The sequence below is a fragment of the Flaviaestuariibacter amylovorans genome (assembly GCF_039541815.1).
Classification (GTDB): domain Bacteria; phylum Bacteroidota; class Bacteroidia; order Chitinophagales; family Chitinophagaceae; genus Flavisolibacter; species Flavisolibacter amylovorans.
The window spans coordinates 631,437-654,005 of the sequence record NZ_BAABGY010000007.1 but is presented as its reverse complement, the minus strand read 5'-3'; the positions used below and the strand labels follow the sequence as shown (position 1 = coordinate 654,005).

The 22,569-nt window shown below is 59.3% G+C and carries 20 protein-coding genes and 1 other RNA gene; 5 read left to right on the top strand and 16 right to left on the bottom strand.

What is annotated here, in order from left to right; genetic code table 11:
• The first annotated feature begins 2 nt into the window (after positions 1-2).
• A complete protein-coding gene (locus ABD937_RS11315; protein WP_345255822.1) occupies positions 3-926 on the top strand; it encodes a TIGR01777 family oxidoreductase in 924 nt (307 codons plus the stop codon).
• Between the two features lie 272 nt (positions 927-1,198).
• Here ABD937_RS11315 and ABD937_RS11310 read toward each other — a convergent pair whose 3' ends face one another.
• The gene (locus ABD937_RS11310; protein WP_345255821.1) at positions 1,199-2,446 is read right to left on the bottom strand and encodes a hypothetical protein; all 1,248 of its coding nucleotides are present in this window, start codon (positions 2,444-2,446) and stop codon (positions 1,199-1,201) included.
• A gap of 34 nt (positions 2,447-2,480) precedes the next feature.
• Complete coding sequence (gyrA, locus tag ABD937_RS11305) at positions 2,481-5,093, bottom strand: DNA gyrase subunit A (RefSeq protein ID WP_345255820.1); 2,613 nt, start codon at positions 5,091-5,093, stop codon at positions 2,481-2,483.
• A gap of 215 nt (positions 5,094-5,308) precedes the next feature.
• Between gyrA and ABD937_RS11300 the strand changes: the two genes are divergently transcribed.
• From ABD937_RS11300 to ABD937_RS11290, 3 genes are all read left to right on the top strand, one after another.
• Positions 5,309-6,235 (top strand): hypothetical protein, encoded by a 927-nt coding sequence (locus tag ABD937_RS11300; protein WP_345255819.1) that lies wholly within the window; start codon positions 5,309-5,311, stop codon positions 6,233-6,235.
• Between the two features lie 312 nt (positions 6,236-6,547).
• Positions 6,548-8,062, top strand: coding sequence for a saccharopine dehydrogenase C-terminal domain-containing protein (locus tag ABD937_RS11295; protein ID WP_345255817.1), 1,515 nt, complete (start codon positions 6,548-6,550; stop codon positions 8,060-8,062).
• Positions 8,059-8,400 carry a cupin domain-containing protein gene (locus ABD937_RS11290; RefSeq protein WP_345255816.1) on the top strand — a complete coding sequence of 114 codons (342 nt, stop codon included), beginning with the start codon at positions 8,059-8,061 and terminating at the stop codon, positions 8,398-8,400. Before ABD937_RS11295 ends, ABD937_RS11290 begins: the two co-directional genes overlap by 4 nt.
• A 105-nt stretch (positions 8,401-8,505) precedes the next feature.
• Here ABD937_RS11290 and ABD937_RS11285 read toward each other — a convergent pair whose 3' ends face one another.
• The 7 genes from ABD937_RS11285 to ABD937_RS11255 form a co-directional block, all read right to left on the bottom strand.
• Positions 8,506-8,997 (bottom strand): DUF4328 domain-containing protein, encoded by a 492-nt coding sequence (locus tag ABD937_RS11285; RefSeq protein WP_345255815.1) that lies wholly within the window; start codon positions 8,995-8,997, stop codon positions 8,506-8,508.
• A gap of 63 nt (positions 8,998-9,060) precedes the next feature.
• Entirely contained in the window at positions 9,061-9,543 is a 483-nt protein-coding gene (locus ABD937_RS11280) for a hypothetical protein (RefSeq protein ID WP_345255814.1), read from the bottom strand.
• Positions 9,544-9,579: 36 nt separating this feature from the next.
• Entirely contained in the window at positions 9,580-10,272 is a 693-nt protein-coding gene (locus ABD937_RS11275) for an SIR2 family NAD-dependent protein deacylase (RefSeq protein WP_345255813.1), read from the bottom strand.
• 191 nt (positions 10,273-10,463) lie between these two features.
• An RNA gene (gene rnpB / locus ABD937_RS11270) (RNase P RNA component class A) lies at positions 10,464-10,880 on the bottom strand.
• A 187-nt stretch (positions 10,881-11,067) separates the two neighbouring features.
• Positions 11,068-11,493, bottom strand: a complete 426-nt coding sequence (locus ABD937_RS11265) for a hypothetical protein (RefSeq protein ID WP_345255812.1) — start codon at positions 11,491-11,493, stop codon at positions 11,068-11,070.
• A gap of 5 nt (positions 11,494-11,498) precedes the next feature.
• The gene (locus ABD937_RS11260; RefSeq protein WP_345255811.1) at positions 11,499-12,521 is read right to left on the bottom strand and encodes a Smr/MutS family protein; all 1,023 of its coding nucleotides are present in this window, start codon (positions 12,519-12,521) and stop codon (positions 11,499-11,501) included.
• Between the two features lie 258 nt (positions 12,522-12,779).
• Entirely contained in the window at positions 12,780-14,546 is a 1,767-nt protein-coding gene (locus tag ABD937_RS11255) for an APC family permease (RefSeq protein WP_345255810.1), read from the bottom strand.
• A 284-nt stretch (positions 14,547-14,830) separates the two neighbouring features.
• On the opposite strand from ABD937_RS11255, the gene ABD937_RS11250 reads away from it, so the two are divergent.
• Positions 14,831-15,217 carry a hypothetical protein gene (locus ABD937_RS11250; RefSeq protein ID WP_345255809.1) on the top strand — a complete coding sequence of 129 codons (387 nt, stop codon included), beginning with the start codon at positions 14,831-14,833 and terminating at the stop codon, positions 15,215-15,217.
• Between the two features lie 154 nt (positions 15,218-15,371).
• Here ABD937_RS11250 and ABD937_RS11245 read toward each other — a convergent pair whose 3' ends face one another.
• From ABD937_RS11245 to ABD937_RS11215, 7 genes are all read right to left on the bottom strand, one after another.
• Positions 15,372-16,337, bottom strand: a complete 966-nt coding sequence (locus ABD937_RS11245; RefSeq protein WP_345255808.1) for a polyprenyl synthetase family protein — start codon at positions 16,335-16,337, stop codon at positions 15,372-15,374.
• A gap of 118 nt (positions 16,338-16,455) precedes the next feature.
• Complete coding sequence (gene rnr, locus ABD937_RS11240; RefSeq protein ID WP_345255807.1) at positions 16,456-18,519, bottom strand: ribonuclease R; 2,064 nt, start codon at positions 18,517-18,519, stop codon at positions 16,456-16,458.
• Positions 18,503-19,594, bottom strand: coding sequence for a tetraacyldisaccharide 4'-kinase (gene lpxK, locus ABD937_RS11235; protein ID WP_345255806.1), 1,092 nt, complete (start codon positions 19,592-19,594; stop codon positions 18,503-18,505). Before lpxK ends, rnr begins: the two co-directional genes overlap by 17 nt.
• Complete coding sequence (locus tag ABD937_RS11230; RefSeq protein WP_345255805.1) at positions 19,584-20,153, bottom strand: 5-formyltetrahydrofolate cyclo-ligase; 570 nt, start codon at positions 20,151-20,153, stop codon at positions 19,584-19,586. The genes lpxK and ABD937_RS11230 overlap by 11 nt, the downstream gene beginning before the upstream one ends.
• Positions 20,150-20,701 carry an RsmD family RNA methyltransferase gene (locus ABD937_RS11225; protein ID WP_345255804.1) on the bottom strand — a complete coding sequence of 184 codons (552 nt, stop codon included), beginning with the start codon at positions 20,699-20,701 and terminating at the stop codon, positions 20,150-20,152. The genes ABD937_RS11230 and ABD937_RS11225 overlap by 4 nt, the downstream gene beginning before the upstream one ends.
• Positions 20,689-21,486 carry a DUF3822 family protein gene (locus tag ABD937_RS11220; protein WP_345255803.1) on the bottom strand — a complete coding sequence of 266 codons (798 nt, stop codon included), beginning with the start codon at positions 21,484-21,486 and terminating at the stop codon, positions 20,689-20,691. Before ABD937_RS11220 ends, ABD937_RS11225 begins: the two co-directional genes overlap by 13 nt.
• Before the next feature lie 152 nt (positions 21,487-21,638).
• Complete coding sequence (locus tag ABD937_RS11215; protein ID WP_345255802.1) at positions 21,639-22,454, bottom strand: hypothetical protein; 816 nt, start codon at positions 22,452-22,454, stop codon at positions 21,639-21,641.
• Between the last annotated feature and the right edge of the window lie 115 nt (positions 22,455-22,569).

Sequence of the window (22,569 nt, the reverse complement as noted above, 5' to 3'; positions counted from 1 at the left end):
ATATGTACCAGAAGATCATACTGGCCGGTGGTACGGGCTACCTCGGCACCGTGCTGGCGCACTATTTCCGGTTTACCTGTAAGGAAATCATGATCCTGACCCGTAAGCCGCGGGCAGATTACAGCAATGTCCGCTATATGTTTTGGGATGGCCGCACGCAAGGACCCTGGGCTTCGGAGCTCGAAGGGGCCGACCTCGTGGTGAACCTGAGTGGCAAAGAGGTCGACTGCCGGTATACGCCCGAGGCCCAGGCCGAGATCTTCCGCTCGCGCCTCGAACCCACCCATGCGATCGGTACCGCAATCAACGCCTGCACGGCGCCGCCCAACCTGTGGATCAACCTGGCCTCGTCGACCATCTACCGGCACGCCGAAGACCGGCCGCAGACGGAAAGCGACGGCGAGTACGGAGCCGGCTTTTCTGTGGACGTTTGCAAGGCGTGGGAGCAGGCTTTTTTTGAAACGGAAACGCCGGGCACACGTAAGGCGGCATTGCGTACGAGCTTCGTGCTGGGACGAAAAGACGGTGCCTTCCCTAAGCTCCGGGCCCTGGTGCTTACCGGGCTCGGCGGCCACCAGGGTTCGGGACGGCAGATGGTGAGCTGGATCCACGAGCAGGATTTTGCGCGGATCGTGGAATGGCTGCTGCAGCACCCGGAGCAGGAAGGCGCCTTCAACGTGGCAGCCCCGGTGCCGGTGAACAATGCGGAGCTGATGCGGACGATCAGACGCGCTTTCAACATACCATTCGGGATTCCGACGCCGGCCTGGCTGCTGGCGATCGGCGCCCGGATCATCGGTACGGAGCCGGAGCTCGTGCTCAAGAGCCGCTGGGTGTTGCCGGAGCGATTGCAGGCAGGAGGGTTCCGGTTTTACTTCGAGCGGCTGGAGCCTGCAGTCAACGACATTGCCGGCACGCGGTTGTGAACGTGACAGTTATTAAACCGCTGAGGTTCAAAGAAAACGGCCTTATCCCAGCGGTGGATAAATTTCTTATAATTTATATTATGTTAAGTAAGATTTTGACACCGGATGAGTGCTATCCTTCGGTGGCCTGCGATCTCCCTGGCGCAACCAGTTTATTTGAAATGCCCGCTGCTCAAACCAGCCCACAACTATCCGGTCGCCATCCCCTGCCCATTTCCCAAAAAGAAAGCCGGCCCAACGGGCCGGCTTTCGGATAGCTTTCTCAGGGAGGCTTATTTCAGGTTTTTCAACTTGTCCTCGTACTTCTTGGCTTCAGCAGCCTGCTTTTTTGACTGGTGGTAATACATCAGGTACGTCAGCATGTTCTTGTAGTTCTGCTTATCGGCTGCCTTGATCTCCGTGCCCATACCCTCGTAGATGGCCAGCACTTTCGGCATGTACGGCAGCAGCACGGCATTCTGGGCATCAATCTTCGCGTCGATGTCCTTGCGCTTTTTCAGATCTTCCGGCTTCGTGCCTTTGATGGCGCGGGCGGCTGTCTCCAGGTCGTTCACTTGGTTGTTGATGTGGTTGAACATCACGTAGTAATAGTACGCGTCCTTGGGCTCGTTGGCCAGCACGGTCTGGAGGGCCGTCGTCAGTTCACCGGTACGCTCCGGGTTGGCATCGTTGTCGCGGTAGATCGAGTTGAACAGGGTCACGATGTAGTTGTTGGCCACATCCTCGTTCTTCGGATCCTGCTTGAATAACTGGGCCATTTTGGCGAGCTGCGCGTTCTTGTCGCTGCCCGCGCTCTGCAACTCCATATTGGTCCAGGCGGCGGCGTTTTCCGGGTAGTACTGGCGCGCCAGCGTCAGGTATTTCTGGAAGTTGGCCTCGTCCTTCTTTTTACCATAATAATCCACCAGGTAGGCGTAGATGCCGCGTACGGTCGAATCCTTGATTTTCTGGTCTACGAGCTTGCCGTAGTAGTACACCGCGCGCTCGGGGTTGTTGGCGTTCTGCGCGGCGTAGCCGGCATAGGTCGTCATCACGGTATCGAAGGTCGACGTCGTGAGCTTGCTTGTTTTCAGGTAGTCAAAGGCAGCCAGGGCATTACCCCAGTTGGCCTCGGCTTCCGCCCACTTCTGCGCTTCGAAGCTCTTCACACCTGCGTTGCGGTAGTGGATATAGATGGCCTCGGCGGTCTTGTGCCCTTCGAGCATCGAGTGCAGCATGCGCTTGCTTTCGTCCTTAACGCCCGCTTCCATGCCTATGTAACGCTGCATGGAGCGCAGGGCCTCTCCGGTAAGCGCGGTGTCGGCTGCATTCGCCTGTCCCAGGTTGTAATACACCTGCGAGCGCAGGAACCAGTACTGCGAGTTGGAGGCCGCCTTCGGGTCGGTGCCTGCCTTGTCGATCTTTTCGCGGGCCTCGTCATATTTGCCCTTGCTCATCTTCTCTTGTACATCGTCGAGCTTTTGTGCGTGCAGCACCGTGCCGGCGACCATAACTAATGCGGTAAACAGGATCTTGCGCATTGCGTTCGTTTTTGTTTATGGGATGGGTAAAATCTTATTCCTCAGATGCGGTTTGTGCCGAATCCGTTGTATCGGTGTCCAAAGTTGCTGCGTCGCTCTCGCCGGCGGCCGGGGCTACGGCACCTTCCGCAACCGCTCCTTCCTCACCGGTGACCACGCCTTCCTCGTCCTGGACGTCGATGCGGGTGATGGCGGCGATGGCGTCGCCCTCGTCGATGCGGATCAGCTTCACGCCCTGCGTGGCGCGGCCCAGCTCGCGGATATCGGCCACCTTCATGCGGATGGTGATGCCGCTGCGGCAGGTGATGATGAGGTCTTCGCTCTCCGCCACGTCGAGAATGCCGACGAGCGCGCCGGTCTTATCGGTCACGGAGATCGTCTTAACCCCCTTGCCACCGCGGTTGGTGATCCGGTACTCCTCTACCGAGGTACGCTTGCCGAAGCCTTTTTCGCTCACCACGAGCACGGTGCGCTCGGGTGTTTTCGGGTTCACGCACACCATGCCCACCACCTCGTCGCGGGAATCGTCCACTTCGATGCCACCGACGCCGATGGCGCCGCGGCCCGTGGAGCGCACCTTGCTTTCGGGGAAGCGGATGGCGCGGCCGCTCTTCACAGCCATCATGATGTCGCAGTTGCCGTCGGTCATGCGGGCCTCGAGCAGCTGGTCGCCTTCCACGATGGTAATGGCGTTGACGCCGGTAGCACGCGGGCGGCTGAAGTCCTCCAGCGCCGTCTTTTTAATGACACCCTGCTTCGTGCAGAGGATGATATAGTGGTTCGATACGAAGTCGAGGTCGCGCAGGTCCTTTACGTCGATCACCGCGCGGATCTTATCGTCCGGGGCCAGCTGGAGCAGGTTCTGGATGGCGCGGCCCTTCGTTCCCTTCTCTCCTTCCGGGATCTGGTATACGTTGAGCCAGTAGCAGCGTCCCTTCTCGGTAAAGAACAGCATCGTGTGGTGCGTGGAGGCCACGAACAGGTGCTCGATGAAGTCCTCCTCGCGGGAGCGCGAGCCGATGGCGCCGCGTCCGCCGCGCTTCTGCGCGCGGAACTCGGTGGCCGAGGTACGCTTGATGTAACCCAGGTGCGAGATGGTGATCACCGCGTCTTCTTCCTTGATGAAGTCCTTGATGTTCATCTCGTTCTCGAGGAAGGAGATCTCGCTCTTGCGCGCATCGCCGAACTTGTCCTTTACTTCGGCCAGCTCGTCCTTGATCACCTGGAAGCGGAGGCCTTCGTCGGCCAGGATGGCCTCGAGGCGGGCAATGAGTACCATGAGGTCGTCGTATTCCTGCTTGATCTTGTCGCGTTCCATGCCGGTGAGGCGCTGGAGGCGCAGCTCGAGGATCGCCTTGGCCTGGATCTCGTCGAGTCCCCAGCCGGCGTTCACGAGGGCTTCCTTGGCCGTTTCCGGCGTCGTGGAGGCACGGATGAGGGCGATCACCTCGTCGAGGTGGTCAAGGGCGATGAGGTAGCCCTGGAGGATGTGGGCCTTCTTGCGGGCCTCGCGCAGCTCGAACTTGGTGCGGCGAACCACCACCTCGTGGCGGAACTCCACGAACTCCGAGATGAGCTCCTTCAGGTTCAGCACTTTCGGGCGGCCCTTGGAGATGGCGACGTTGTTGATGCCGTAGGACGTCTGCAGCTCCGTGAACTTGTAGAGCTGGTTGATCACGATGTTGGCCACCGCGTCGCGCTTCAGGTCGAGTACGACACGGGTGCCTTCCTTGTTGTTGGATTCGTTGTTGATGTGGGCTACGCCCTCGATGGTCTTGTCGGTCACGAGCTGGCCGATGCGGTCGCAAAGGGCGTCGCGGTTCACCTGGTAGGGTACTTCGGTGATGATGATCTGCTCACGGCCCGAACTCTTCGTTTCCACGCGCAGCTTGCCGCGCAGCACCACGCGGCCGCGGCCGGTGAGGTAGCCCTGCTTCACGCCTTCCATGCCGTAGATCATACCGCCGGTGGGGAAGTCGGGTGCCTTCACGTACTGCATGAGCTCCTCGATCGTGATCTCGCGGTTGTCGATGTAGGCCACGCAGCCGTCGATCACCTCGGAGAGGTTGTGGGGCATCATGTTGGTGGCCATGCCCACGGCGATGCCGGAGGAGCCGTTGAGGAGCAGCTGCGGGATGCGCGTCGGAAGCACCGTCGGCTCCTGCAGGGTGTCGTCGAAGTTGTATTGAAAATCAACCGTTTCCTTGTCGATGTCGGCCATCATGCTCTCCGCCATGCGGTGCATACGGGCCTCGGTATAACGCATGGCCGCCGGTCCGTCGCCATCCTGCGAGCCGTAGTTGCCCTGGCCGTCGATGAGCATGTAGCGCATGCTCCACTCCTGGGCCATACGCACCATGGCATCGTACACGGAGGAGTCGCCGTGCGGGTGGTACTTGCCGAGTACCTCGCCCACGATACGGGCGGATTTTTTATAGGGGCGGCTGAAGCCCATTCCCAGCTCGTTCATCGCGAAGAGGATACGGCGGTGCACCGGCTTCAGACCATCGCGCACATCGGGCAGGGCGCGGCCTACGATCACCGACATGGAGTAGTCGATATAGGCCGTTTTCATCTGCTCTTCGATGTTCACCGGTATGATCCGGTTGAAATCGTTCGTTTCTTGCGGGAGGAGTGTTTCTTCCATTCGTACAGCTTAAAAATGCACAGTTTTAGAGTCGGCAAATATACCTTTTTTGGCCCTGAAAACCACGTAAAAAGGGGCTCTTTATCACCGCTTTAAGGGTGGTTATCCACAAGGCCGTGTTAATGTTCCGGAACGGGGCCGTAGCGGGGCCGGAAAGCCCCGATTTTATCGGCACATATTTTTCTTTTTAATGGGTGGATCAAGACGCTAGACCCATGAAAAATTACCTGTTGCTTCGGAATAACGAAGAGTCCGGACCCTATTCGCTTGCTGAACTGAAAGCCTTACCGCTCCGCCGCCTCGACCTCGTCTGGATCGAGGGGGAAAGCACCCGTTGGTATTATGCCTCCGAACGCCCCGAGCTGCGCCCCTTTATTCACCTCGAGGCCTATGCGCCCCGCCCTGTTTCCCGCCGGCCCCAGGCGGCGCAATTCCCCAATTCCACGATCTCGCTTCCCCAGCGCGCCACCCCGAGCTATGTGGACCTGCTGACCCCCGAGCCCACCGCTCCCCTGCCCCTTCCCGAGCTGAAGGAACGCGCGGCGGCGTCAGAGCCGGCCACGATCTTCCGCAGCCGCACCAACCAGCGTCGCTCCGGGCTCTGGATCCTGGGCCTCTTCCTGATGCTGGCCGCCGGCGCCGCGGTGCTGCACAAGGTGGTCGACAACGAATCAAGTCTCCCGGTGCGCCCGCAGACGCTGGCCGCCACCCCGCTGCCCGTGCTTTCCGAAGAGGAAAGTGCCGGCCGCCCCGCCGATATTTCGTACCAGAACGCGCTGAGCCGCGAAATGCGCCGCCCCGATTCGCCCGTCGTAGATCCCGGACAACTCCCGGTCGAAGAGCTGCGCCGTAAGGTGGAGATCACCTCGGTGCACGAAGGCGACAGCCCGATCGCCACCAGCGAGCTCCAGGTTAAGGTCCTGAATTCGTCGGCCTACGCGCTCGACAAGGTAAACTTCGAAGTGGCTTTCGTGAAGCGCGACGGCAAGACCGTTCGCAGCGAGACCTACAGCGTATACTCGATCGCTCCCGGCCAGCGCAAGATCCTGGTGCTGCCGCATGCGAAGGGATCGCTGAAGCTGCGCTACAAGCTCCTGAGCGTGGAGTCGAACGTGGTGCAGACGGGACAAACCCCTGCTTAAGATCTCAGATGTGTGATCTCGGATCTCAGATGTATTGCTGACGCAGGCTGAGGATTTCAGATGTGTGATCTCAGATTTCAGATTTGTTGGGGACGCACGCCCGGAGATCTCGGTTCCGAGATCTCAGATCTGAGATCTGTATTGCTGGTTTCAGGTTTACTGATCGCTGATTATCTCATGTTGTATCGACGGTTCCTGCAGCAAGGTTAGTGAATGATACCGCAGGGATTGGTCTGGCTCCTTTAAGAAATCAGAAATCTCAAATCAGAAATCAGCAATCTTTTATGCTACTTTCACGCTTTGCAACAAGCGATGAAAAAGATCCTCCTGTTTGGCGCCGGCAAGTCGGCCACGGCCCTCATCGATTACCTGCTCCGCCACGCGCTTTCAGAGAACTGGACCCTCACCGTTGTGGATGCCAATCTTTCACTGGCGGAGGAGAAGATCGGGCATGCGCTCGGCGGTGTGGCACTTTCCTTCGACGTTGCCGACGCTGCGCTGCGGGCCCGCCATATCGGCGAAAGCGACCTCGTGATCTCCCTCCTCCCTCCTTCCCTGCACATCCTCGTAGCCCGCGATTGCGTGGCGCTCGGCAAGCACCTCCTTACCGCTTCCTATGTTGATGACGCGATGCGGGCCCTTGCCGATGAAGTGCGGGAAAAAGACCTGCTCTTTCTCTGCGAGATGGGCCTCGACCCGGGCATCGACCACATGAGCGCCATGCGCCTCATCCACCGCATCCAGGCCGACGGCGGCCGCATCACCTCCTTCCACTCCCACTGCGGCGGCCTTGTGGCGCCTTCGTCCGACAATAATCCCTGGCGCTACAAGATCTCCTGGAACCCCCGCAACGTGGTGCTCGCCGGCAAGGCCGGCGCCGTGTACCGGGATGCGGGCATGGACCGGCGCATGGAGTACCCGGAACTGTTTTCCGAGAAACGCTTCGTGCAGGTGCCGGGCTACGAGCCGCTGTGCTGGTACCCGAACCGCGACTCCCTCTCTTACATCCCGGTTTACGGCCTCGACGACTGCCCCACCTTCATCCGTACCACGCTCCGCTATCCCGACTTTATTTACGGCTGGAAGAACGTAGTAGACCTGAAGCTCACCGACGAGACGCAAGCCTACGACACAAACGGCAAGAGCCTGTCGGTGTTCTTCCACGAGCACCTCGAGCGCAACGGCTTCACCCAGTGGCTGCAGCAGCGGATGCACGACCAGTTTGAAAGCAGTAAAAAGATCCTCGAAGACCTCATGAACCTCGTAGAACTACAGGACGAGGTATCGAAGACCGAAACCGAGCGCGTTGAGGGCTTTATGATGGTGAACGAGACCGGCTCGCTTCAGGACGTGGACCTCGAAGACCTGAAGACCACCGCCGCAGCTACGGTGGCGATGAAGATGCACGATGCCAAGCTCACGCTCAGCCAGTTGTTCTACCTGGGCCTCGACGATCATACTACCCTTATCAACAAGGGCCTTTGCAGCGCCGCCGATGTGCTGCAGCTGACGCTGGAGAAAAAGCTTGCCCTGCAGCCCGGCGACCGCGATCTGGTGGTGATGCTCCACGAAATCGGCTTCGAGCGCGAGGGACGCCGCTACAAGGCGGCCTCGTCGCTGGCACTCGAAGGCACCGACGACCAGCAAACGGCCATGGCGCGCACGGTGGGCCTCCCGCTCGGGATTGCTGCGCGCCTCCTGCTCCGCGGCGACCTCACCCTTCGGGGCCTGCACATTCCGGTGCTGCCGGAGATCTACCACCCGGTGCTCGCCGAGCTGGCGGCTCTCGACATCGACTTCATGGAGGAAATCCGGCCGCAGTCATGAGCTACCAGGTGTCACTAGAGGCCGCGAAGCAAGCGCTGAAAAAAGACGGAGGGCAGGCATTTGCGGAGCTGCTGCGCCATGGCTCTCTGATCGTTGAGTACTATGCGCCGCAGCACGAAGACACCCAGCAGCCGCACCGGCAGGACGAGTTATACATCATCGCTTCCGGCCACGGCACCTTTATGCGGGCGGGCGAGCGCACTTCGTTTCAAAAGGGCGATGTGCTGTTCGTTCCGGCGGGCATGAAGCACCGCTTCGAAGACTTCTCCCACGATTTCGCCACCTGGGTCGTGTTTTACGGCCCCGACGGTGGAGAAAGCCCCCAATCGCCTAAGTGAGGAAACCTTACAGGAGCAGCGCCGACGGTGTGGCCACTCACCCTAATCCTGACGCAAAAAAGGCCGGGTCGCAAGCGACCCGGCCTTTTCATTCAAATCGTACGCTTAGTAGCTGGCGCTGCGCTGCGCGTCGTACTGGCGGGAAAGCAGCATGTTCTTGTATTCGGCCAGCTTTACCCAGTAGATAATCCAGCAAACCAGCGCGCCGAGCCCGATAAAGGTGCCGAGCACGGGAATGATGGAGCAAACCGCGCAGATGCAATAGGCCATGCCGATGGAATAGGTCGGTTTCTCGCCGCCTGCCGGACCGGTACCCTGCGGGGCATCGAAGGAAAATTCCTGGGAGTTGAGGTCGCGCGCGAGCGAGTCGGCGATCTTGTTCACGACAATGAAGGCCCAAACAAGGTTGAATACCGGGATGAGCTGCAGCCAGACCTGGCCCGGGGGCATCATGCGGTTCTGCGGCCGCACTGCCTTAAGCGTGTTTTGCTGCGTGATGCAGAAAAAGATCATCGGCACCAGCCAGAGTACGAGTGCCACGAGCACGACCATGCCGATCATTCCTGCCAGGTAAGCGTTGCTACCATCGAAGTCCATAGTGGGGTTGTTTTAGTGGTTAAAAATGTATGCGCCAGCCGGCTGGCCAGCCTTTTTGCCCGATCAGTAAGCCGGGACCGAAGTGTTGTTATAGCGGCGGGTCACCAGCAGGTTCCTGTACTCGGAGAGTTTGACCCAGTAGATGATCCAGCAAACGATGCAGCCCAGGGAGGCCAGTACGCCCAGGAACGGGATGATGGAGCAGACCGCGCAGATCAGGTAGGCCAGGCCGATACCTTGTGTCGGCTTTTCGCGCGGGGCGGAGCGGTCGCCGTAGGGATCGCTCGCCGAATCAAAGGTAAACTCGGCATCTCCCAGCTCGAGGGCGATCGAATCGGCGATCCGGTTCACTACGAAAAAGGCCCATACGATCCCGAAGAGGGGGATCAGCTGCAACCATACCTCACCGGGCGACATCCGGCGGTTGCGCACCTGCACGTTCTTCAGCACGCTTTGCTGCGTCATCATGAAGAGGATGGCGGGGATCAGGAACACCCCTAGCGCGATAAAAATGACAATGAGCTCGTTGAATCCTATGGGTCCCATGGCAGTAGTAGTTATCGGAAAAATAGAGAAAAATTGTTACCCGGCGAGCACGAGGCGCTTAAATTCTTCCATGCCTTCGGTGGCGGGCTTTTCGATGGCCGTAAGCCCATAGATGCTGTTGGGCGGCACCTTGCGGTCCACGATGTATTTGGGCCGGTTCCAGGGAGCAAAGTCCACCAGGCTCGCAGCCGGGTACACGGCCAGCGAGGTGCCCACGATCAGGAAGATATCGGCGGTGCGGACGAGGGCCGCGGCAGTTTCGATCAGCGGTACCGGCTCCTCGAACCAGACGATGTGCGGGCGCAGCTGCCCGCCGTCTTCGGCCAGGTCTCCCAGCTGGATGTCGCCGTCGATCGGGTATACCAGCCGCTCATTCTTTTCGCTGCGCAGCTTCCGGATCTCGCCGTGGAGGTGCAGGATCTTTGTGGAGCCGGCGCGCTCATGCAGGTCGTCGATGTTTTGGGTGATGATCTGCACGTCCAAGTGCTCTTCCAGCTCGGCCAAGATGTAGTGCGCGCGGTTCGGCTGTGCGTCGAGCACGTTGCGGCGGCGCATGTTGTAGAAATCCAGTACAAGGGCCGGGTTTTTCTTCCAGCCACGCGGCGTGGCCACCTCGTTGAGGTCGTAGCCTTCCCAGAGACCGTCGGCATCGCGGAAGGTCTTGAGGCCACTTTCGGCGGAGATGCCGGCGCCGGTCAATACGATGAGTCGTTTCTTTTGTTCGGTCATTTCGCTAAAAGTAAAAATTCAAAATTCAAAAGTCAAAAACTTCACTGGTGCTGCCGTATGCCCGCTTTAGAGGATTTGCAATGTGGTACGAACTGTTGCACCCAGGATTTTCTTGAATTTTGACTTTTGAATTTGCGCCAGTACGCCCAGCGCTTCCCAATAAACGAATAAACCAATAGACCAATAAACAAAATAACTGCAGGCCTGTAAGCCGGGTTCTGTCGCCTCCTTGCGGAAACGCGCTGTCATTTATCTGGGACTACCATTGCTGGGAGCCTCTATCTGCCTACCCTGGAGCCCGCCGCTTGCGCGAACCGGGACGGGCCGCCCCGAAAGACTCCTATACATGGCATTTCAGCACGCAAGGTTTACCCGGGCGCCGCCTTCCGACGCCGCCCCGTGGGCTCTTACCCCACGTTTTCACCGTAACCCTCTCCTTTCAGAGACGAATCCCGGCGATGAAGCCGGGACGGAGGCCGTAATTTTCTGTGGCACTGTCTCGAACCCCTTTCGGAGCTGTCCCGCCGTTAGCGGGATGCGTTGCCCTGTGCTGCCCGGACTTTCCTACCCCAACTTGGAAGTTTGGGATCGACAGCGCGGCCTGCAGTCGCCGCAAAGGTACGTGAAACGGGAATCGGGAATCGGCAAACGGGAATCGGGAATCCAGAATCGTGTCACAGCAATCAGGTGCGCGCGATGCGCAGCTACAGCAGCGGGCGTCTTTCGTACCCTTCTCTCTGCGGCGTTGGGGTAGCCGATTCCCGGTTGACGCGGCGCCGGAGGCTCGCGTGTGAGTTACTCGTTGGAAAGACCTGCGGTCAGGCAAACCGGGATGGGGAGCGTGTCGCCGGGACGCTCTTCGAGGCGGGAAATGCGCTCATTAGTGCGGAAGCGGACCCCGCCGGTCACGGCTTCTACCCGGAGGAAGAGGTAGTCGTCGCGTAGCACGCTGTCGATATAGAATTTGCCGTTCTTCGGCAGCACTCCTTCCCGGTATACACGGTCCGGATTAAAAGGCCCGGCAGAGCGTCCGCTACCGCCGAAGTCGCCGTTGCGGGTGGTGAGCAGGAAGTAGCGCAGGGTGTCGAAACCGCTCACCGGGGTGCAGGTCTCCGAGGCGGCATCAGTCAGCTCCAGGGTCACCCATTTGCTGCCGCCGCTTCCGCAGGAAGATGCCCCTGCCAGCAATGCGGCAAGCAGCCATAGTAAATGCCGGTTCACCCGGTTCATTTGTGGTTGAAATAGATCTCTGTAGCGCCGAATCCGAACTCGGCCGTGTATTGATTCACGAAGGACTTTACCTCTTTCTTCTTGCGGAGAAAATCATGGATGTCGTCGCGGAGCCGGCCCTTGCCGATGCCGTGGATGACGGTGAACTTGGGCAGGCGGTGCGCGAGCGCCAGGTCGTACCACTTCTCGAACTCGCGGAGCTGGATGCCGAGGATGGCGGTATTGGTCATGCCCTTGTGGTCGTCTACCAGCCGCTCGATGTGGAGGTCCACCACGGTGCGGGCGGGCGCCAGGTGGCGGCGCGCGTCGGAGGCGTCGTAGATCGGAGCGCCGGCGCCGGCGCGGTAGCCGAAGTCGACGGGCGCTTCTTCCACCTTGGCCGGGTACTCGTCGAACAGCTTGTAGGTGAACGTGGCGCCTCCCTCCTCTTTCAGCTTCTCAAGGCGGTCGAACACCTGTTTCGGCTTCAGGCGCAGCGTGTATTCGTGGTAATCGGCCTTGCCCTTTTGGGGTGTTTTGAGCGAAAATTCGAAGGAGAACAGGGGCGAGTCGCTCAGGTCGGAAAAGGTCATGTTGTGGAGGTAGAAATCCTCGAAGGCATGCAGCACGCCGCTCAACTCGAAGTCGGTTTTTCCGAAGAACTGCTGCTTGTAGGTGAAGAGTAGCTCGTCGTCCGTATGGTTCACGAGGTAGATCTTAAGCGATTCCACGACGTCGTCGCCGAACTCGTCCACGTCGAACTTGGGCAGGAACGAAAGCCAGCATCCGTCCACGATGCGCTCTTTGGGCGGGGTCTTTTCCTTGCGCACGTTCTCGATATAGGTCTTTTCCTTCTTGGGCTCGAAGAGCTTTTTCTCGGTAAAACGCTTGAAGTACGGGAAATCGAGCTGGTCGATATAAGCGGGAAACTTGACGCCACGCACCTGCACCATCACCATCTTCTCGTTCATGATGTCGATCACTTCCCCTTCCTCGTTTGTGGCTTTCACCACGACCTTGTCGCCGATCTCGAATTTCATAAGGAAGCAAAGGTAAAGAAGGGTTTTTTCACCGCTAAGAAAAGAAGGGGCTAAGGGTTTCGCAAAAAAAAGATCGTCTATTGGTCTACTGGTAAACTGGTAAGGCCGCTTTCTGGCTACGATCTTTCGACGGGCACTGATCACATCCGGTGTCGGAAATTATGAAAAAGGTCCCGCGTCAGCGGGACCTTTTCTTAGCGAATACCTTAGCCACTTTTTTTCTTAGCGGTAATAATCGCTTTGCCTCTTTATCTGCCTTTATGACAACGCGACTTTTTCATTGAGCTTGCTCTTGCGGTAGCCGTACATCAGGTATACCACGAGGCCGATGCCGAACCAGATGAAGAACCACTTCCAGTTTTCCGCCGACATGCCCGTGAGCAGGTACATGCAGCTGACGAGCCCGAGCAGGGGTATGAGCGAGTATTTCTTCACGATGGCAAAACCGGCGAGTACGAAGCAGGTGATCCAGAAGATGATGGTCGCGATCTTGACGGCCGGTGCGGCAAAAAGGTAATCGCTCGCATTTTCAGCCTTGGTCTGGTTCGTGAAATCTCCGTTCAGCAACTCGCTGAAATAGCCCGGGAAGCGGAAGAGGATGAAGGCCAGCGCCGCCGCCAGCAGGATCGGAAACACGATGCCGCCGTTGAAATACGGGAGGTGAAACTTTCCGGCCGAACGCTGGCGGCGCGGGAGCAGCAGCACCCCGCCGCACACGAGCACGAAGGCGAACAGCGTACCGATGGACGTGAAGTCGAGCACGAAGGTCTTGTCGGTGAATAGGATCGGCACGCCCACGAGGAGGCCCGTAACGATGGTGGAGAAAGAAGGCGTCTTGTGCTTCGGGTGGATCTTCTGGAAGGCGGGCGGCAGCAGGCCGTCGCGGCTCATCGTCATCCAGATGCGCGGCTGTCCCATCTGGAACACAAGCATCACCGAGGTCATGGCCACCACGGCGCAGATCGCCACCAGGAACTGCATCCACGGAATATCGAGGTTGCCCGGCTCGAAGATGAACGCCAGCGGATCGCCCACTCCTTCGAACTTGCCGTATACTACGGCGCCTGTAAGCACGAGCGCCAGCAGGATGTACACGACCGTACAGATGACGAGCGAGAGGATCATGCCACGCGGCAGGTCGCGCTGGGGGTTTTTGCTTTCCTCGGCAAGCACGCTCACGGCGTCGAAGCCGATATAGGCGAAGAAGACGCCGCTCACGGCCGCCATCACACCGCCAAAGCCGTTGGGCATAAAGGAGCGCACGCCGTCCGACGCCGTGGGCATCCAGTTGCCGGTGAGGTCGCGGGCGAAAATGAGGTAGCCGCCAACGAGGAGCACGAGCACCACTACGGCGAGCTTCAGGATCACCATCAGGTTGGAGAAGTTGCGCGACTCCTTGATGCCACGGTACACGAGCGCCGTGATCAGGACGTTGATGAGGAGCGCCGGCAGGTCGAAGATGATGCGGAGGCCGCCGATCTGCGGCGCATCGTTCCAGGCACCGAGCACCTCGGGGTTGGTGGAGCCGGCGGCGATCGCATCCCTGGCTTCCATATACGAGGTGGCGAGGTAGGGCGGAATGTGGATGCCGATCCACTTGGAGGCAAGCAGCGAGGTGAAGTAGTCGCTCCAGGAGAAGGCCACGTAGATGTTGCCGATCGAATATTCCATCAGCAAGGCCCAGCCGATGATCCAGGCAAACAATTCGCCGAACGACGCGTACGCGTACGTGTACGCCGAACCGGCTACGGGGATGCGCGAGGCGAATTCTGCGTAACAGAAGGCAGTAAAGGCGCAGGCAATGCCGCAGATGATGAAGAGGATCACGACACCCGGACCGCCGGAGAACACGGCGCCGCCGAGCGAGGAGAAGGAGCCGGCGCCAATGATGGCGGCAATACCGAAGAACGTGAGGTCGCGGACGGTGAGCACGCGGCTGAGGCCCTGGTGGCCATGGGCTTCGGCTTCACTTTTATCGCCCATAATGTCGTGGATCGGCTTGCGGCGGAACAGGGGGTGGCCCATTGATGTTCTGGTTTTGAGCGCGGAAAATACAATAATGTGCTGACGTGCCGGCGAGTTAATGTATGCGCAAAGGTTTTGAAGGTCTTTATGGTGCCACAGGTTTCAAAGCCTGACCGACGGAACCCTCCTGCAAACCCTCAGAACTCTAAGAACCTTAAGAACCTTTGTGTTCCCGAATGACCTTGACCGTTGCCGCACCTGAGGAAGATCAGTCATTGCGCTCTTCACGGTCAGCCCCGGCCCTTTCCAGGCAGCGCAACTTTGTGTCAACAAAACAACCCACCATGACTACGCTGACACATAACAACTACACCTCGGTCACGACCCCGCATAATGAAGTAACGGTTGACGCCCATGACGGCCTTTTCACCCGCTTCCTCAACTGGGCCGATGGCCAGGAGCGCTACCGCTTCGGCTGGCTCGCCGCCGCCCTTGCCACGCATGGCTGCGCCCTCACCCCGCTCACGCTCTTCGCCATCATCCTTTCGGGCAACATCATGGCACTTTGGGTAGTCGCCCTCGCCTGCATGGGCGCTACGCTGGTCACCAACCTGGCCGCGATGCCTACGAAGATCACCATCCCCGTCTTCCTCGCCAGCATCGTGATCGACCTCGCCGTTATCATTTCCTGCATCTGCGCCGGCTTCGACATCACCGGTACCTATATCTGATCCGGCAGGAGCATTCACAAAAAAGCAACAGGCCGCAGCGTATCGTGCTGCGGCCTGTTGCGTTCATTCAAAAGTCAAAAGTCAAAAGACGCTTGCGGACGCAGGCCGGCCCTTGCAAGCTGACGTACCCTTTTTGACTTTTGACTTTTACCTTTTATGCTTCCCGGTGAATCAGATACAACGCCAATTCCCGCAGGGGCTCCTTGCGTTTTGAGAGCACGGCGATGTCTTCGAGGTGGGTGAGCGCCTCCTGCAGGTAGCGGTCCTTCAGCTCGCGGGCCCAGGCGTCCACACCGCAGGCATGGAAGATGGCAAGGACACGCTCCACCTTATCGGGAGCGTTGCCGGCAAGCAGTGATGCCAGTTCCTCCTTGTCGGAGCCGCTTGCGGTCTCGAGGGCGTGTATGAGCAGGAAGGTTTTTTTGTTGGACTTGATGTCGCCGCCTACCTGTTTGCCAAATTTTTCTGGGTTGCCGAAGGCGTCGAGGTAGTCGTCCTGCACCTGGAAGGCGAGGCCCAGCTTGCGGCCGAATTCGTAGAGCAGGTTCTGGTTGCGCTCGCCGGCGCCGCCAAGGATGGCGCCCATCCTGAGTGCCGCGGCCAGCAGCACCGAGGTCTTGAGGTTGATCATGTGCAGGTACTGCTCCAGGCCAACGGCATCGTGCTTCTCGAAATCCATATCGAGCTGCTGGCCCTCACATACTTCGCGGGCCGTGTTGTTGAATAGCCGGTTGATGGGCACGATGTATTTCGCAGAAATCCCGTTGAGGTATTCATAGGCCTTTACCAGCATTACATCTCCCGCCAGGAGCGCCGTGCTCGGGCCCCACTGCTCGTGTACGGTGGGCTGCCCGCGGCGCAGCGGAGCGGCGTCCATAATGTCGTCATGAATGAGCGTGAAGTTGTGAAAGAGCTCCACGGCGGTCGCCACGGCCCAGGCATCGTCCACGATGGTGTCGAAGAGCTCGTTGCCCATCAGCACGCCCACAGGGCGCACCCGCTTGCCTCCCAGCTTCAGGAAATAGCGGTTGGGATCATAGAGCGTGGCGGGCGCCGCGGGAAAGTGATCGGTCTGAAAGCGGGTCGCGAATTGCTGCGAAAGGGTCTCAAAAGATTGCATGTCGGTTCTGGTGGCTGGTGAAAATGGAAAGAACACGGATCGAACGGATGTTACGGATTAGTACTGATCTGTGATCCTCCGTAAACTCCGTCCCATCCGTGTTCCTTTGCTATCGTTCTTAAAAGTCAGGATCGTCGCCCTTCTTGCGGCGGCGGGCGCTTTTGGTGCTGCCCCCTTTCTTCGACTTGCGCGCGGTTTCCGCTTCCAGCTCGGCGGGCGTCATCACCCACTCGTAATCGAGGGTACGCTTGTCGAGGTTGGCTGCGATCACCTTGATCCGTACGCGGTCGCCCATGCGGAAGGTGCGGCCGGAGCGCTGCCCTACAAGGCTGTAGTCTTCCTGCACGAGGCGGAACTCGTCGTAGTCGATGAGGCTCGTCACACTTACCATGCCCTCGCATTTATGGTCTACGGTCTCCACCCAGAAGCCGAAGGCCGACACGCCGGAGATGACGCCGTCGAACTCCTCTCCCATGTAGTCGCTCATGTACTCCACCTGCTTGTACTTGTTGGCGGCCCGCTCCGCTTCCATGGCGGCGCGCTCGCGCTCGGAGCTGTGGCGGCACTTCTCCTCCATCTTCTTATCGATCTCGATGTCGTTTTCGAGGATCGAAAGGAGGATACGGTGCACCAGGATATCGGGATAGCGGCGGATGGGCGAGGTGAAGTGGCAGTAGTCGGGGAACCCGAGGCCGTAGTGGCCGATGTTCTCCGTGGTATACACCGCCTTGGCCATCGTGCGGATGCCGAGCTGCTCCAGCACATGCTGCTCCGGCTTGCCATGGGCGTCCTGCAGCATGCCGTTGAACGACTCCGCGATCTTCTCCGGGCTCGACATGTCGAACTTGTGGCCGAACTTCCGGGCAAAGGCCATGAAGGGCAGCAGCTTTTCCTCGCTCGGCAGGTCGTGCACGCGGTACGGGAAGGGCACCGGCTTCTTGTTCACCTTGATCTTGCCCACGTGCTCGGCCACATACTTATTGGCGAGCAGCATGAACTCCTCGATGAGCTGGTGCGACTCCTTGCTTTCCTTGACCACGATACCAATCGGCTTGCCTTTCTCATCGAGCTTGAAGCGGACCTCCTGCGAGGAGAAATTGATGGCGCCGGCGTCGAATCGCTTCTTGCGCAGTCGGCGGGCGATGGAGTTGAGCAGCAGCACCTCGTCGCGCAGGTGGCCCTCCTGGGTTTCGATGATCTCCTGTACGTCTTCGTAAGTGAAGCGGTGGTCGGAGTGGATAATCGTTTTACCGAGCCAGTAGCCTTCCACCTTACCCTTTGGCGTCATCTCGAACACAGCGGAAAAAGTGAGCTTGTCCTCATGCGGACGCAGCGAGCAGAGCACGTTGGAGATATGCTCCGGCAGCATCGGGTTCACCCGGTCGGGAAGGTATACGGAGGTTGCTTTCGAATAGGCGTTCTCGTCGAGGGCCGTGCCAGGGGCCACGTAATGGCCTACGTCGGCGATGTGCACGCCGATCTCGTAGTTGCCGTTCTTCAGCACGCGGATCGAGAGGGCGTCGTCGAAGTCTTTCGCATCCACCGGGTCGATGGTGAAGGTGAGGATCTTGCGGAAGTCGCGGCGCTTTTCGATCTCTTCCTGTGGAATGATGTCGGGGATACGGGCCGTTTCCTCCAGCACGTCGTCGGGGAATTCCAGAGGAAACCCGCTTTCGAGCAGGATCTCCTTCATGGCGATGTCGTTCGTATCCTCGGGGGAGAGCACGGTCACGATCTCGCCGGTAGGGCGCTTGCCCGTGCCGGTGGCCCAGTCCTTAACGCGGGCCACCACGCGGTCGCCCTCGGTAGCGCCGTTGAAAGCGCTTTCGGGAATAAAGATATCGGGCGTCTTGCGGTCGCCCTCGCCGCCGACCACGAAGCCGAAGCCTTTGCTCACCTGCAGCTTGCCGATGAATTCGCTTTGCTTCCGTTCGATCACCTGTACTACGGCGCCCTGCATCCGCTTGCCGTCGCGGGCAGGTATGACCTCCACACGCACGGTATCGCCATGGAGGGCCGAGTTAAAGTCGTTGGGCCGGATCAGGATATCGTCGTCGAGCTCTTCCACGATCACGAAGCCCATCCCGGAACGGGTCACGTCGAGCCGTCCTTTGTAGGTGTCTCCATTTCCCTGCTTATGTCCGTTCTGTCGCTTTGATTTCTTCTTATTGTCTCTGCCCATGTTGCTGGGTTTGTTTAAACTCTTGAATAAAGGTATGCACGATACTATCAAATCGCGTTCCTTCCCCAAAGAGGAACTGCGGCTCAATGGGAAGCACGAGGAAAGGCAGGCCGGCAAGTTCCTGCTCGAATTTGAGCAGGCGCATCGCGTCTTTCTCGGTGGTAAGGATCAGCTTCCGGGGGCCTTCGAGCGCCGCAAACCGTGCCTGTATCTCGCGCCAGTCGTCGATCGAGAAAATGTGGTGGTCGCCAAAATGCATCATCGAGTAGGAGCCGGTGCGCTCCTCGAGGTACTCCTTCAGGGGCCGCGGGTTGGCAATCCCGGTCACGAGCAGCACCTCGGTGTCGTCGGTGATATACCCGGGTTCCTTTGTCAGGATGTGATAGGCCGAACCGTAAGCGATGGTGGTGAAGAACAGGTGCTGCCCTGGCCCCGGATCGAGCTCTTCGGTAAGGTCTCTTTTTTCTTCCTCGGTGAGCCCGGGCGGGCACTTCGTAACCACGATCACCTGGGCGCGGGCGGCGCTGCTGCGCTGGTCGCGGAGGTCGCCGGTGGGGAGAAAGAAGTCGCGGGTGTAGAGGTTGCCGTGATCCGTGAGCAGGATGTTGAAGCCGGCAGCCACGGCGCGGTGCTGGAAGGCGTCGTCGAGGAGGATCACCTCGGTCTCGGGGTGATCGTGCAGGAGCTGCGGGATGGCCTCGAGCCGCTTTTCGCCCACGGCCACCGGCACATCGGGGAACTTGCGGTGAAAGAGCATCGGCTCGTCGCCGATTTCTAGCGCCGTGGTGCGCTCGCCGGCGAGGGCGTAGCCGCGCGTCTTGCGTTTGTAGCCACGGCTCAGGGTCGCCACCCGGAAGTCGTGCTTCAGCCGGCCGATGAGGTATTCCACCATCGGGCTCTTGCCGGTGCCGCCTACCGAGAGGTTGCCCACGCATACGAGCGGCAGGTTGAAGCGGGCTGATTTGAAGATGCCCCGGTTGAACAGCCAGTTGCGCAGGATCACGATGCCCCCGTACAGAAAGGCCAGCGGGAAGAGCAGGAAGCGAAAGGATTTCAGGAACACGTTAGAAAACATAGACCTCTTGTGGGGTGATGCATAGGTCCAAAGGTAGGTCATAGGGGTGCGTGTCGTCGATGGCGTCGATGGGCTCGAAGTAGGATACGCCCACTTTGAGGCAATCGGGCGAGCAACGCGCCAGGAAGCGATCGTAATAACCCTTGCCATAGCCCACGCGGTGGCCCTGCTTGTCGATAGCGAGCAGCGGCACGATCACGAGGTCGAGCGATTCGGGGGGAAGGATGGTATTGCCGGTCGGCTCGGTGATGCCGAACTCGTTGTCCATGAAGGCTTCGTCGGCGGGCGCCAGCACGGCTTCCATCGAGGTGTCGGCCACGTTCATGCGCGGGTAGGCGATCTGCAGCGCCGGGTTGCGGAAGTGCAGGTAGTCGGTCAGGATGAAGGAATTGACCTCCTTCTTTTCGGAGATCGAATAGAAGCTCATGATGCGCTCGAGGAAGGGCAGCTCCACGGTCTGGAAGCGGATCAGGATGAGGTCGTCGGCCTTCAGCTGCCAGGAGGCTTCGATGGCGTCGCGCTTTTGCATGAATTGCTTCCGGATTTCTTTTTTCGTCATGGGGCTTCGGCTTCGTTCACGAACAGGGTAAATACGGTGGTGCCATAGTTGCGCTCCCAGCGGAAATGCGGGAAGCCTTTGTAATCGTTACGCGGTGTGTGCTCGAGGATGAACCAGCCGCCGGGCTTCAACAATCCATGCTGAAAGATCTTGCGCGGGATCTCGTCAATGGTGGCGAGCGCATAGGGCGGGCCTGCGAAGATGAAGTCGTACGCGGCGCCGCAGGTCTCAATGTATCGGAACACCTCGGATCGTACGATGCGGATGTTTTCGATCTTCAGCTCCTTCACGGTCTTTTCGATGAAGGCATGCATCTTCGGATCCTTCTCCACGATAGTGAGGTCGGGTGCTCCGCGGCTCGCCAGCTCGTAGGAGATGGCACCGGTGCCGCCGAAGAGGTCCAGCGTCTTCAGGGCGGTAAAATCAAGGTTGTTCTGCAGGATGTTGAACAGGCCCTCCTTGGCGATGTCGGTGGTGGGCCTTGTGTGGGGCATATCGGAGGGCGGGTGTATCCGTCGTCCGCCCAGGTCTCCGCTTATGATACGCATCGGGCAAGGTTATACAGGGAGGTGAAGAAATGAGCCGGCCGACCTTCCTCGGAGGGCACGCCCTCGGGAGCGGTGAAGCGCAGGTCGCCGAAATACTGGTGCAGCTCGCGGTACAGCGCCGAATGCTCGTCGATAAGCCCCGACAGCGCGATCGGGGTGCTGGCATGCGGCAGGCCCGCGTTGTCGAGGATCTTGAGCAGGTAATACACGGCGTCGAGCGGGGTGCTGTAGCGGTAGATCTGCGCCAGCTGCAGCTGTCCGCCCTTGCGGAGCAGCACGCGGAACTGCCCGGGGGCAAAATGCACCTGCGCCTGGCCGGGCGCGTCGATGCCGTTGTAGCTTTTGAGCGCGGTGGTGTGGGCGTGGTAATATTCGGCCGCCGGGAACGATGCGCGGAGCGCTCCGTCGATGGGTGCGGGAAAGAGGTAGTGGTTCGACAGCTGCCATTCGCCGATGCGGTCTTCGCGGGCACCGCCGCGAAGGGGGCTGAGCAGCTCGATCCACGGAGCGGCGGCGGAGTAGCGCTGCGGCACGAGCACCGATTCGGGAAAAGCGGAGCAGAACACAGCTTTCTCCACGTGGCGACCCCAGACCTCGAGCTCGCGCAGTAGGCTGTCGCGGGTGCCGGCGTCGAGCGGGTCGGCCAGCGACCAGTACTTGAGGCGATGCACCCTCGGGCCATCGGGCTCCACGAGCGCCATGCAGCAATAGCCTTCGCCCCATTCGCACAGCAGCAGGCTCCGGTCGGGGCGCCCGCTGCCCTGTATGTCAAACAGTACGTTCATTGAAGCAAATATAGGCCGGCCCCCTGTCTCCGCCAGCTGGCGGAGGAACTTAGATCGGTCTTTTCCTTTGGCCGGGAACGGTCTTTTTCGAGCGGAGGCGGACGGTAGCGACGTCAGGGATACTGAAGAAACCAAAGATGCTGTACCCGGTATCAGTAGCCGTATCGTTCGGCGTCTAACAGGAGCAATGACATGTGGGTGATCACCGTTTCTTCTTCTGCTGTTGTTTGGCTGATCACTGTATGCCAGCCACCCCTGTCGCTATGGTACCTGTCGAACAGGTCTTCCCTGAACTTTGCGAGCTCGGTGAATTTTCGCGCGACCAGGTCATTCGTTCCGGGTGGGAGGTGCCGGACTTTTTTCTCTATGCATGTTGCTACTGACCTCGTCGGTTCGTCCATCACTTGGCGAAAAGAATGGTAATCCGGAAGCAGAGCGGTAAGCCGGTGGCGGAGCAGGTCGCTCGTGAGTGTTACCGGCATAAAGCTCCGGTTATGCCGGAAATGACTGATCAAAATAGACTTGCGTCCATCGTTCAGAAAGCGTTTGTATTCAGCCCGGAGGTATTCGATCTTGGCCTGTTCACCCATCAGCCAGCCGAAGCGCAGGATGACGTCGCTGTATAGCTCGGGAAGCAACTGCGTTTCGTAGAACGCCGTCAATTCCTCGTGATACCGGACCTCGCGTTCTCTTTCCGGATCACCGCTCTTGAGCTGGTGCACGTGGTTGCGGATACGCTCGCTAAGCGCCGCCATATAGGCCTCCAGCTGCGTCTCGTTGAGGACCTCCCGGAAGGTAGTCAGCTCGTAGTCCCACTCCTCCCATGCCGAAAAGAAATGCTTGTCGGACCAGGTGTCCTTTTCCTGTTCGAATCGGTATATCTTTTCCGCCTGCTCGAAGGAAAGGCCGAGGTAGCCGTGCTGGTCCTGCACCAATTTGACGCTCCACGCATAATCTTCAGGTATCATGTTGCTTTGCCGGTGCGCGGGTAGGTGAGCGCCCTGCGGAAAGGTGAATATACGAATGGTCGGGCGGTGCTGCACACCCGGGTTCCTTGAAGGGATGGCTGCTGGCTTGTTTCCG